Raw genomic sequence first — 13542 nt, 5'->3', positions numbered from 1 at the left:
TAAATTATGAAACGAAAAATCATTCTTTACTTAATTCTAATGGGGTCCTTTTTTTCACTTTCGGCCCAAAATATTGGAGTAAAAGGAGTCGTAACTTCTTCTGAAGACGGCATGTCACTTCCCGGAGTATCTGTATTAGTATCAGGGTCTAATAAAGGGACTATAACTGATATAGACGGGAAATACGAACTTAGAAATGTAGATCCAAAAGCAACTTTAACTTTTAGTTATGTGGGTTTTACAAATCAAACTGTACAAGTAAATGGTCAGGAAACGATTAATATTATTTTAAAATCCGAATCACAGCAATTAACCGAGGTTGTGGTAACTGGATATTCTAAGGAACGAAAAGTCGATGTAACTGGAGCTGTAGTTGTTGTTGAGATGAAACCTATTGAGGGACAAAGTATGAGTTCGGGGAATGCCATGCAGGCACTACAGGGTAGGGTTGCCGGTTTGTCTATCGAAAAATCGGGAGATCCAAGTGGTACCAGCAGCAAGATTTTAATTAGAGGGGTAAGCACCCTGGGAAATACTGATCCATTGTATGTAATTGACGGTGTTCCTACGGTAAGACCTGAAGTTTTTGCCAGTTTAAATCCTAGTGCCATAGAATCGGTTCAGGTATTAAAGGATGCTTCTGCTTCTTCTATTTATGGTTCCAGAGCGGCCAATGGTGTTATTGTGGTAACAACCAAAAATGCTTTCAAAGGGGAAAGAATGAATGTGTCTTACAGTACCAGCATTTCTGCTATGTCAGAGAAAAAACAAAGGTATAGAATGCTGAATTCATTGGATAGAGGGAAGGTTTTGTGGCAGGCATCAGTTAATGATGGAGCACTTCCTGAGGATGGATATGGTGAAATCTATGATTTTGACTGGAATAATGACCTAAATAATCCGGTATTAAATAGTGTGTCAGTTAAACCTTTTGTAGGTGGAGATACTAATATGCCGGCAGGAAATACAGATTGGCAGGAAACAGTATATAAAACAGGATTTGTTATCAATAATGACCTGTCTGTTTCAGGAGGTACAGAGAAATCCAATGCCATGTTGAATTTAGGTTATCTGGATAATACAGGAATGCTGAAATATACCAATTTTGAAAGATACACTGCAAGATTGAATGCTAACTTCAAGTTGTTTAACGACAAGGTGCGATTTGGTATTAATTCACAGTTTACACAATCGAATGAAAGATTAGCCGCTAACGATGTTGGTAATTCTCCGGTTCCGGCTTTGGCTATTTCATTGGCACCAACCATTCCGGTTTATACTAATTCCGGAGGATACGGTGGACCATTAGGTTCCGGATATTCTGATAGAAATAACCCTTTGTTGATGCAGTATTTAAACAGATGGGATAATACCAGAAGAATTTCCTTGTATGGAAATGTTTTTACAGAAATTGATTTAATCAAAAATCTTACTTACAGAAATAGTATTGGTATGGATTTTAATGATTTCAGCAGAAAAGATATTGAACCTATGGTTAGTAATGGATCTGTTAACAGAACAAATAATAGCCTAACTCATGATACTAATAAATATTCAAGTTTAACCATTTCGAATACTTTGAATTATAATGTAAAGCTTTCCGATCATAAAATTGGTGTCCTGGTGGGTGTGGAATCGGTTAAAACAGATTTTCATAGTTTACTGGCCCGTGGAGAGAATTTTGCTGTAGAATCAGAATCTTATTTTGTATTATCGGCAGCTTCAGGATCCAGAACCTCAAATGGACTAACAACAGGAAGCCGATTGCTTTCTCAGTTTGGAAAAGTAAATTATGCCTTTTCGGATAAATATTTGGCAACTTTTACTATCAGACGTGATGGTTCTTCCCGATTTGGAGAAGACAACAGATACGGTATTTTTCCGGCTGCTACAGTAGGTTGGAAAATCAGTAATGAAGATTTTATGAAAAATGTTAAAGCGCTTTCGTCATTAAAACTTCGTGCCGGTTATGGTGAGGTAGGAAATCAATCTATTGGAGATTTTGCCAGTTTAGGTTTGTTTGAAGCCAGATACGGAGTGAACCAAAATGTTTTTATACCTGATTTTTTCAATATTTATTATAATGTGGGTACTGCCTATGATTTGGGTGGCGTTAATACAGGAAATTTACCATCTGGTTTTGTTTCTATCCAGGCTGCCAATTCAGGGTTGAAATGGGAATCTACTAAAGAGGTCAACGTGGGATTGGATTTTGCTTTTTTAGATAACAAATTATCAGGTTCCTTCGATTATTTTACCAGAAAAACAGAAGGAATTTTAATTAAACCACCAGTTGCTTCGGTTTTAGGAGAAGGACAACAGCGTTTTGTGAATGGAGCCTCTACTTCTAACAAAGGTTGGGAATTGGTTTTAGGATATTCAGATACTTTAGAAAACGGATTGAATTTTAATGTGACGACCAATTTTGGTGCGACAAAAAATAAAATTACTCAATTACCTGAAGAAGTAAGATCGGCATATCCGGGTACAGCAGCAAATTCAATTGTTGGTCATTCACAGTTTGAAATTTTTGGTTTCAAGACAGACGGATTGTTTCAGTCACAGGAGGATATTGACTCACATGCAACCCAGGTGGCTTCCAGATTAGGAGGTATTAAATTTGTTGATATTAATAATGACGGGGTAATCAATTCTGATGACAGAACGTTTATTGGTTCTACACAACCTAAATTGGAATATGGTATCAATATTAGTTTGGCTTATAAAAATATTGATATGTCCATCTTTGGTTCAGGAGTAACAGGAAGAAAAGGAGTTGATCCTTATATCTATTGGAACAATTTTGTTCAGGGAAGAGAAAATGCTGGGCCTGGAACATTGAATGCCTGGTCTCCAACAAATACAAGTAGTAACATACCTTCGCTGACAACAAATAATACGGATTACGCTAATATGTCCGATTATTTATTAAGAAACAATTCTTATTTTAAAGTTAGAAACATCCAAATTGGATATTCATTGCCGGAGAGTATAACTGAAAAAACCGGTTTTATTACTCGTTGTAGAATATATGCTCAGGGAGAGAACTTATTTTGGTTTACTCCAAAAGGATATATCGGTTCTGATCCGGAACGTACTAATATCAACTCAATACCAGTACCTACAACATTCTCATTAGGTGTTAACTTAAACTTTTAATTAATTCTCATGAAAAAATATAATAAAATAGTTGTTAGCTTCATGTCAGCTTTATTGCTGGCTTCATGTAGCTCAGATTTTTTAGATTATGAACCTAAAGGAGCATTAAAGCCAGATCAGGTTGCTACTATAGCCAATGCTGATGCTCTTGTTAATGCTGCTTATGCTGCAATTGGAAATGACGAAATGATTGGGCCAATTACCAGTCAGTGGGTTTACGGTAGTGTGCGATCTGATGATGCTTATAAAGGCGGGGGTGGTCGTGGCGACGTAGATGTTGTGGACAGATACGAGCAATATAATTTAACCATTCCGGATTATGGAGATTGGATGTTGCCTAGAACCTGGACGAATCACTATAAGGCAATTTCCAGAGCTAACTTTGCTTTGTCTGTAATTAATGCGTTCTCAGAAACAGATTATCCGTTAAAGAAAACCAGACAGGCAGAATTACGTTTTTTAAGAGCGCATTCTTACTTTATGTTGAAGTTGTTGTTTAATAAAGTGCCCTTCATTACAGAAGAACTTACTAAAGAGCAAATTTTACAAACTTCAAATGATTTAACTTCGGATGCTTTGTGGAATAAAATTGCTGATGATTTTATTTTTGCTCATGAAAATTTACCTCCTTCACAGGATCAGGTGGGGAGAGCGGATAAAAATGCAGCATCGGCTTATTTGGCAAAATTAAGATTGTATCAGGCTTATGAACAGAATGATGAGCATCAGGTAATAAACATCAATGCAGCCAGATTACAGGAAGTGATTGATTATGCTGATCAGGTAACAGGTGCTTTAGAATCAGATTTTGGATATAACTTCTTAGACGGTCGTGATAATGGTCCGGAATCTATCTGGGCAGTTCAGTTTTCTATTAATGACGGGACTAATACTGGAAGAGTAAGTTTTGTAACCGGATTGAATTCGCCTCATGGTAACCCGCTTTACGGATGTTGTGGTTTCCACATGGCAAGTCAGAACATGGTAAATGCGTTTCAAACAGATGCCGTTACCGGTTTACCATTGTTGGATACATTTAATGATTCTAATGTTATCACGGTAAATGTTGTGGATGGAAGTGCGCCAATTGCTGCCGGCAAAACACTGGATCCAAGAATTGACCATACAGTAGGGATTCCAGGCAGACCATTCAAATACAAAAATACCTTGAAAACGGCAGGGGATATGGTTTACAAATCTAGTTGGGCTCGTGATCCGGGTGTTTATGGCTACTTTGGAAATATGAAAGAGCAACAATCTCCAGATTGTTCTTGTTATGTTAAAAACGGACCATTTGTAGGAACATCTAAAAACGTAGATTTTATTAGATATGCCGATGTGTTATTATTTAAAGCAGAAGCTTTAATACAGTTAAACAGATATGCAGAAGCTTTACCAATTATTAATCAAATTAGAGCCAGAGCCGCTGCAAGTACAGCAATGACTTTAGCCGCAGGAGCTTCAAATGTTTATAAAGTTGAACCTTATCTTTCTTTCCCTTCAAAAGAATATGCTATGAAAGCATTGATGTTTGAAAGAAGATTGGAATTTGGTATGGAGGGTCCAAGATTCTTTGATTTGGTACGATGGGGAATTGCAGAACCGGTGTTAAATGCTTATCTTGATGTTGAAGAGGACAGAAAAGGTTTCTTGTCAAGTGCTCATTTTACAGCAGGTAGAGATGAATATTATCCAATACCTCAAAGAGAAATTGATTTTACAGGAGGATTATACACGCAAAATCCCGGGTATTAAAAATAAGGTTAATAATTGTTGTTAAATTAGTGTTTTTTTATTTAGCTAAAGGCAGGTGTTTATTTGCCTTTAGCTTTTTTCACATTGTCTTAAAATATTTTAAACCGGAATTATGAGAGAGAAACGACAAACATATAAAAGGAATCAAATAGGATTGCTTTTTAGTTTGGTTATTTGTGTCTGCAATTTAACAGCACAAACAATCATTCCTATTGCTACCGAAAACAATGTGTTATTAATGCAAACAGATAGCAATAACAGATTGCGAATGGTTTATTTTGGCAAGCCATTACAAAATGAAGTGGAGTACAGGAATGTTGCTGCAAGCTATAATTATGATGAATCCAATGCCGGAATTTATAATTCGGCTTATACTCCTGCGGGAACCTGGAATTTGTCTGAACCAGCCATTCAGGTAAAACATGCCGATGGAAATCCTTCTTTAGAACTCAAATATGTGAGTCATAAAAAAGAAAAATTAGATGCCAATATTTCAGTTACCAGTATTCTTCTTAAAGATCCTGTTTATGCTTTTGAAGTGACTTTGTTTTATAAGGTTTGGGAAAAAGAGAATGTAATCGAACAATGGACAGAAATCAAACACAAGGAGAAAAAGCCGGTTGTATTACAAAAATACGCTTCGGCTAATTTATATTTTGCCCATAAAGATTTCTATCTCACGAGTTTTCAGGGAGAATATCTAAAAGAAATGCAGCCTCAGGAAACAAAGTTGACCCAAGGGATTAAAACAATAGATTCTAAACTGGGAACCAGAGCAATGCTGTTGCAAACACCTAATTTTATAGTGTCATTTGGGAAACCGGCTTCCGAAAATGAAGGGACAGTTATGTTGGGTCAATTAGCATGGAGCAGTAATTTTAAATTGGATTTTGAGATTGATTCGCATAAAAACCTTCGTTTTATTGCAGGAATCAACCCGTTTGCTTCCGAATATTCATTGGTTCCAAATGAAACCTTTAAAACACCTTCCTTAATTTATGCTTTATCGAATAACGGTACCGGAGAGGCAAGTAGAAATTTACACGATTGGGCAAGAAAATACCGAATATTAGATGGTGAAGGAGAGCGTCTGACTTTGTTGAATAATTGGGAGGCCACTTATTTTGATTTTGATGAAAATAAAATAAAAGCCTTGTTTAAAGACGCCAAAGATTTGGGGGTTGATATGTTTTTATTAGACGATGGCTGGTTTGGAAATAAATACCCACGAAATAACGACGATGCAGGATTAGGAGACTGGCAGGAAAATAAAAAGAAACTGCCAAGTGGATTGGGTTATTTGGTTAAAGAAGCTAAAAAAGAAGGAGTGAAATTTGGTATCTGGATTGAACCTGAAATGGTAAATCCCAGAAGTGAGTTATACGAAAAACATCAGGATTGGGTAATACGACAACCTGAAAGACCTGAGATTTATTATAGAAACCAACTCGTATTGGATTTGTCAAATCCGCAAGTTCAGGATTTTGTTTATGGAATTGTAGATGATTTATTCGTGAAAAATCCGGAATTGGCTTTTATTAAATGGGATTGTAATGCCGTTATTTATAATGCGTATTCGGCTTATCTTCATAAAAAGGGAATTCCACAATCCAATCTGTATGTTGATTATGTAAAAGGATTGTATAAAGTGCTGCAACGCATTCGTGCTAAATATCCAAAAGTTCCTATAATGCTTTGTTCCGGTGGTGGTGGTCGTGGTGATTATGAGTTTTTGAAATATTTTACGGAATTCTGGCCAAGTGATGATACCGATCCTATAGAACGCATTTTTCTACAATGGGATTACTCCTATTTTTTTCCTGCTATTGCAACATGCAATCACGTTACCGATTGGGGAAAACAACCTCTGAAATTCAGAGTAGATGTGGCCAGTATGGGCAAGTTAGGTTTTGATATTGTAGCCGGCGAATTAGAAGCTAATGATAAAGTATTTTGTAAACAAGCCGTAGAGAATTATAATTCATTCAAAGATATTGTATGGCATGGTGATATGTTTCGATTGGTTAATCCACATGAAAATGATATAGCAGCATTGATCTATGTAAATAAAAATAAAAGCAAGGCAATTATGTTTAATTACCTGATCAATAACAGATATGCAATAACTGCCACTAAACGACCTGTAATTATGAAAGGTTTAGATCCTTTGAAAAAATATAAAATCAAAGAGATTAATTTATATCCTGAAACGAGTTCAACAATCAAAGGGGAGGAATACTTTACCGGAGATTATCTGATGAAAGTAGGCTTTAACCCAAACGTTACTTTAAAAAGAACAAGTGTGGTGTTAGAAATCGAGGAGGCAAAATAATTTAGAATTTAAAGATTTAAAAGATGAATAAAAAACACGGATTGAATGTGGTTTGCTTTGGAGAAGTTTTATGGGATGTTTTTCCAACGCATAAAAAAATTGGCGGAGCACCTTTAAATGTAGCATTGAGAATGAATTCTCTGGGAGTTTCTTCAACAATAATAAGTAAAATTGGTAATGATGAAAATGGCCAGGATATAGTTAAATACATCGAAGACCACAATATGAGTTCCGATGCTATACAAGTGGATTCGGATTATATGAGTGGAGTAGTTCATGTTATGATTAATGATAAAGGAAATGCTTCTTATGATATTCATTATCCTTCTTCCTGGGATAAAATTGTACCAACAAAAGAAATGGATAAAAAAGTTTCTGAAGCAGATGCCTTTGTTTTTGGAAGTTTGATTTGCCGTGATGAGGTTTCCAGATCAACATTATACGGTCTTTTGGAAAAGGCAAAATATAAAATTTTAGACGCTAATTTGAGAGCTCCTTATTACACAACAGAAGTACTTATCGAATTAATGTCAAAGGCTGATTTTATCAAGCTTAATGACGAAGAATTGTATGAAATCAGTCAGAAATTAGAATCTCCGTACAATTCTTTTGAGCAAAATATTAAATTCATTGCCGAAAGAACCAATACCAAACAAATTTGTGTAACCAAAGGAGCCTTTGGAGCTGTTTTGTATTACAATGATAAGTTTTATTACAATAGCGGTTATTTTATAAAAGTGGTGGATACCGTTGGAGCCGGAGATTCTTTTTTGGCGACTCTGATTTTAAGATTAATGAAAGGAAAATCACCGCAGAAATCTTTGAATTATGCCTGTGCTATTGGAGCTTTAGTTGCAGGGCATGAAGGAGCTAATCCTAAAATTTCGAATAAAGAAATCAAAAAGTTTATGATGGTTTGAAATTAGCGCCAGAATTTTTAAATTCTAGGTGTGTTATTGTTGGGATAATCTTTTTTGAGGGATTATCCCTTTTTTTATTTCCTATTTTTTTTACAAATACTATAAAGAATAGGTTTTTTACTTCTCTGTAATTGGCTTTTTGGTTTTAATTTGCCAATTAGATTCTTTTTTTTGAATATATTTCAAAGTGTAAGTTGTTGTTTTTTAAATTGTTTGCTGTTTGTTAGTGTGCCCTCTGTAAGGACAGTCAGTAGTTTGTTTTAAAAAAAAATTAAGTTTTCGTTTGGTCAGTTTGAATTTTAACTTAACTTTGTCTATCGAATTAGTAGAATTTAAAAAACGATAATCATTAATAAAAACAGACGCTTTGAAAACTATCAAAAACACCTCTTTTTTGATCATGCAATTAAAACCGGTATTCGTCAATCCTGGACGAATGTGTTGTTGCTGTTAGCGTTTTATAAGCTTGGGCTTATTGGGTTTTGTATAAGTTATATTTAAGGTTAAAAAGAACTTGGAATTATTAAACAAAACCAACCCATTTTTAAAAGAAGAATTACACAAAAATTTAGTGGTAAAAGTATATAAGAAATGCTATTGAAGATCTAAAGATCGTTTCTTAGGGTATAGAAAAATTATATTCTTTTTGAATCTAAAAAATATCAAAATAGTACTAATCAAAAAATAAAAGAAATGAAGTTAATGTGTTGTAAATAAAAAAAGCCATTTCTGTGGCAACAGAAATGGCGAAGTTTAAAAAGAAATGTTCATCTCAAAAAAGGAAAAAAGAAAGTTGATAAAATCAGCCTTCAGGCTCCTTATTATTTAAACTAAAACAAAGTAATGAAAAAAATATTAAATATACTTTTATGGCTGGGAGTTTTTCTAGTCTCAATAGGGATTAATGCACAGAGCACAAAACCCAAAATAAATTCAACCCTGGATGGTGTGGTTATAGATCAAGTTACAAAACAACCCATTCCTGGTGTTACTGTTCAAATTAAAGGAATTACCCATAGTGTTATTACTGATTTAGACGGAAAATTTAGTTTTCAAACAGGCCAAAGTTTCCCCTATATATTAGTAGTTAGTTCTATAGGTTATATAAATAAAGAGCAAATTGTAAATGACAAGTTCATACAAATTGTACTAAAAGAAGATGTAAAGGAACTAAATGAAGTAGTAGTTATAGGTTACGGAACTACTTCGAAAAAAGATTATACCGGAGCAGCCGAAACCGTTTCTACTCAAGCCTTAAAATCTACTCAGCGCAGTTTAGAGAGTGCGCTTCAAGGATCGGTTGCTGGTGTCAATGTGACTCAAACATCAGGACAACCGGGATCCGGATTGAGTATTAGGGTTCGTGGAGGAAGTTCTATACAAGGAGGAAACGAGCCGCTTTATGTTATTGATGGTTTTCCAATTTACAATTCAGATGTTACTTCAGGAGTTTTGAGCGGTAGTCCGACAAATCCCCTTTCTGCCATCAATCCGGCAGATATTGAATCGATTACGGTTTTAAAAGATGCTTCATCAACTGCTATTTACGGTTCCAGAGGAGCTAATGGCGTAGTGATTGTCACTACTAAAAAAGGAAAATCGAATATTATGGCTGTAAACTACGATTACTCTTTAGGGCAACAGGAAGTTCGTAAAAAAGTATCCGTATTAGATGCTGCAGGTTTTTCAAGACTTAGAAATGCCGCTTTATACGATACAAATCCGGCGGGAGGAACGAATCAATACCTGTCGGATGCTCAAATTGCACAATTAGGAAAAGGAGTAGATTGGCAGGATGCCGCTTTTAGAACTGCGCAAACCCAAAATCATCAATTGAGTGTTTCGGGTGGAAATAACCAAACAAAATATGCTATTTCCGGAAACTATTTCAATCAGGAAGGAATTATAAAAAATACTGGTTTTGAACGCTTGAGTGGTCGAATTAATCTGAATTCAAAACTAAGTGATAAATCAAGATTCGGAGTCAATCTATCTGTAGCTGAAACTACATCAAAAGTTGCTCCTTCCGGATTAATTACCGCTTTGTTAAGTATGCCTCCTACTGCTACCATTTATGAAGCTGATGGTAGTTATACCTTGAGAAATCCTTTTGAAAATATATTCTCAAACCCAATTGCTACTCTAAACGAACGCAAAAATAAAGCAGTAAACACAAGGATTTTAGGAACCGTTTTTGGCGAATATGATATTCTGGAAAATTTGGTGTTCAAAGTTTCTTTTGGAGCTGATCTCCTGGCTAACAAAGAGAGTACTTATATTCCTTCGACAATTTATGAAGGTTTAATTACTAATGGAGAAGCCAAAATAGGAAACAGTAACAGCAAAACATGGCTGAACGAGAATACCTTAACCTACACTAAAGTGTTTTCAGATGTACATAGTTTTAACCTTTTGGCAGGTTATACACAGCAAAGTTCTACCAGAGATTTTGTAACTACAGGTTCGCAACAATTTGTGAATGATGTGACATCAAATAATAGTTTGCAAAGCGGTAATTTGGCATTGATTCCTACTTCGGGTGAAAGTAAATGGGCGTTGAATTCGTACCTGTCGAGGCTGAATTATAACTATGATTCCAAATATTATTTTACAGCAAGTATAAGAGCTGATGGTTCTTCCCGATTTGGGAAAAACAATAAATGGGGCTATTTTCCTTCTGTGGCAGCGGCCTGGCAAATAGACAGAGAAAACTTTTTTAGTCCGTTGTCTGATGTAATTAACAGTTTGAAATTCAGGACGAGCTACGGTTCAACAGGAAATCAGGAAATTGGGGAATACCAATCGTTGTCAACATTGAGTAGTGTAAAGTATCTTTTTGGTGACCAAATTTATACCGGATTTACGCCAACAAGAATTGCAAATGACGATTTAGGATGGGAATTAACAAACCAGTTTGATGCCGGAATTGACTTAGGCATTTTCAACAATAAAGTGTTTCTAACGCTGGATGCTTACCGCAAAACGACTAAGAATTTATTGTTAGACGTTCAAATTCCATATACCAGCGGGTTTACCTCTTCTTTGCAAAATTTTGGTTCGGTGCAAAATCAGGGAATCGAGTTAGGAATTAATACTTCTTTAAGCAACGGCGATTTTGCATGGACCTCTAATTTTAATATTGCCTTCAACAAAAATAAAGTTTTGGCTTTAGGTAATGATGCTGAATTCTACACTTTTGGAAATTACATTTTAAAAGTAGGTGATCCATTAGGTTCATTTTATGGAGCAGTAACGGATGGAATTTTGCAAACTGCTGATGTAGCAACCAAAGGCGTTTTTACAGGAAATGCAACTCCAAAAGCTGGTGACCGTTTGTATAAAGACATCAATGGCGACGGCGCTTTTACAACTGCTGCTGACAGAACAACTATTGGTAATGCACAGCCGGATTTTACTTTTGGATTCACGAATAATTTCAACTTTAGAAATTTTGAATTAGGAATAATACTTCAGGGTTCTGTAGGGAATGATATCCTAAACGGAAATGCGCAGGCATTAGAATTATTCAACGGACAGCAAAATGCTTCCACTTCGGCTTTAGATGCCTGGACACCAACAAATCCAAGTACCACTACGCCTCGTGCTAAATTAGATCCTGCACCGGTATTTTCAAATCGATTTGTAGAAGACGGTTCTTTTGTCCGATTTAAAAACATCACACTGAGCTATAATTTCCCTAAAGCATTAATAGATAAATTCAAATTGGCTGCTGTGAAATTGAGACTGGTAGGAGAAAATCTAATCACATTTACCAATTACAGTGGATTTGACCCTGAAGTAACTAACGGAAGTTCAATTTCTCCGGGAACAGATACCGGAATTTATCCAACAGCTAAAAGTATTTCGGCTGGTTTAAGTGTAACATTCTAAAAGAAATAGCATGAAAAAAATAAGCATATTAAGTTTACTGATTCTTTTTACAATCAGTGCTTGTAATTCATTGGACGAAGATCCAAAAGCATTTATTGCAGCAAATAATTTTTATAAAACAACCGAAGATGCTGAAGCGGCGGTAATTGCCATTCATAACGCGATGAACAGTGGTACGCATACTTTGTACAATCGTTTAATTCAGATTTCGACAGAAATGGCTACGGATGATTACGAAGCAGGACCGCGTGCCAGAAATGCGCATGTTAGAGCGTTGTCTAATCTGACGCACGATGCCTCAAATGACCGTATGCTGGAACTTTGGCGTCAAAGTTACGACGGAATTAACCGGGCGAATATTGCGATTGATAACATTTCGAAAAATCCAAATTTGAATTCACAAAAAGATCAGGATTTGGTTAACGAAGCGAAGTTTTTAAGAGCCGTATTGTATTTCAATATTGTGCGATGGTTTGGAAATGTACCATTGGTTTTACATGAAACGACCACTTTATCTGCCGAAGCTTTGAATGTTAGCAATACTCCGGAAGCGGCTGTTTATGCCCAAATTGAAACTGATTTATTGGATGCCGAAGCATTGCCTGTGGTACAGCAAATTAACGGAAGACCAACATCTGGTGCTGCCAAAAGTATTTTGTCTAAAGTCTATTTGACGCAAAAAAAGTGGCAACTGGCAGCAGAAAAAAGTAAAGAAGTGATTGATAGTGAGGTCTATGATTTATTCGAAAATTATGCTGATGTTTTTAATGTAGCTACTAAAAATGGTAAAGAACATATTTATTCCGCACAATTTAAAGGGCTTTCTAACTGGAATGGAAATATGTTGGCTTCTACATCGGCTCCTACTTCAGTGCCGGGAATTGCTGGCGATCAGGCAGATGCTTTGCATACGGCGGGAGGACTTTTTGAATCTTTTGCAGAGAATGACAAACGAAAGTATATCACTTTTGCCACTCAATATGTAAGTCCAACCAATGGACAAACTTATACAACGACTCCGCATTTTAATAAATATTTTGATCCAACAACACCAGCTTCACCGGGACAGTCTTCAAAAAACACACCAATTATCCGATTTGCAGAAGTATTGTTAATCTATGCCGAAGCAGCAAATGAATACCAAAACGGACCAACCGCAGCAGCTTATGAAGCCATTGACCGTGTGAGAGAAAGAGCGGGGATTCCTTTGTTATCGGTTATTTCACCAACATTATCGAAAGATGATTTTAGAGAGGCCGTTTTTGAAGAAAGAAGAAAAGAATTGGTATTTGAATACCAGCGTTGGTTTGATTTAGCCAGAAGAGGTTCTGATTATTTTGTAGCCAAATTAAAAGCAGCGGGAAAAACCAATGCACAGCCTAAACACATTCATTTTCCAATACCACAAAGAGAATTGGATTTAAACCCCAATTTGGATCAAATACCAGCTTGGAAATTATAATTAGATAACTATTAAATTAAGAT

Annotated in this window: 6 protein-coding genes; all 6 read left to right on the top strand. The window is 35.8% G+C overall.

Annotation, left to right across the window (positions count from 1 at the left end):
* The first annotated feature begins 6 nt into the window (after positions 1 to 6).
* The 6 genes from IEV84_RS13200 (at position 7) to IEV84_RS13175 (ending at position 13519) form a co-directional block, all read left to right on the top strand.
* Positions 7 to 3159, top strand: a complete 3153-nt coding sequence (locus IEV84_RS13200; RefSeq protein ID WP_188494742.1) for a SusC/RagA family TonB-linked outer membrane protein — start codon at positions 7 to 9, stop codon at positions 3157 to 3159.
* Between the two features lie 9 nt (positions 3160 to 3168).
* Positions 3169 to 4914: a RagB/SusD family nutrient uptake outer membrane protein gene (locus IEV84_RS13195; RefSeq protein WP_188494741.1), complete on the top strand. Its 1746-nt coding sequence runs from the start codon at positions 3169 to 3171 to the stop codon at positions 4912 to 4914.
* A 112-nt stretch (positions 4915 to 5026) separates the two neighbouring features.
* Complete coding sequence (locus tag IEV84_RS13190; protein ID WP_188494740.1) at positions 5027 to 7246, top strand: alpha-galactosidase; 2220 nt, start codon at positions 5027 to 5029, stop codon at positions 7244 to 7246.
* Between the two features lie 23 nt (positions 7247 to 7269).
* The gene (locus IEV84_RS13185) at positions 7270 to 8166 is read left to right on the top strand and encodes a carbohydrate kinase family protein (RefSeq protein WP_188494739.1); all 897 of its coding nucleotides are present in this window, start codon (positions 7270 to 7272) and stop codon (positions 8164 to 8166) included.
* 843 nt (positions 8167 to 9009) lie between these two features.
* The gene (locus tag IEV84_RS13180; RefSeq protein ID WP_188494738.1) at positions 9010 to 12057 is read left to right on the top strand and encodes a SusC/RagA family TonB-linked outer membrane protein; all 3048 of its coding nucleotides are present in this window, start codon (positions 9010 to 9012) and stop codon (positions 12055 to 12057) included.
* A 10-nt stretch (positions 12058 to 12067) separates the two neighbouring features.
* Positions 12068 to 13519, top strand: coding sequence for a RagB/SusD family nutrient uptake outer membrane protein (locus tag IEV84_RS13175; protein ID WP_188494737.1), 1452 nt, complete (start codon positions 12068 to 12070; stop codon positions 13517 to 13519).
* The last annotated feature ends 23 nt before the right edge of the window (positions 13520 to 13542 follow it).

This window comes from Flavobacterium palustre (assembly GCF_014639535.1).
Classification (GTDB): domain Bacteria; phylum Bacteroidota; class Bacteroidia; order Flavobacteriales; family Flavobacteriaceae; genus Flavobacterium; species Flavobacterium palustre.
The sequence above is the reverse complement of the archived record's forward strand: the minus strand, read 5'-3'. Positions and strand labels throughout refer to the sequence as shown.

Bases quoted from the DNA above. Each gene is read 5' to 3' on its own strand.
- IEV84_RS13200 (WP_188494742.1), top strand. From the start codon at position 7: ATGAAACGAAAAATCATTCTTTACTTAATTCTAATGGGGTCCTTTTTT.
- IEV84_RS13175 (WP_188494737.1), top strand. From the start codon at position 12,068: ATGAAAAAAATAAGCATATTAAGTTTACTGATTCTTTTTACAATCAGT.
- IEV84_RS13195 (WP_188494741.1), top strand. From the start codon at position 3,169: ATGAAAAAATATAATAAAATAGTTGTTAGCTTCATGTCAGCTTTATTG.
- IEV84_RS13190 (WP_188494740.1), top strand. From the start codon at position 5,027: ATGAGAGAGAAACGACAAACATATAAAAGGAATCAAATAGGATTGCTT.
- IEV84_RS13185 (WP_188494739.1), top strand. From the start codon at position 7,270: ATGAATAAAAAACACGGATTGAATGTGGTTTGCTTTGGAGAAGTTTTA.
- IEV84_RS13180 (WP_188494738.1), top strand. From the start codon at position 9,010: ATGAAAAAAATATTAAATATACTTTTATGGCTGGGAGTTTTTCTAGTC.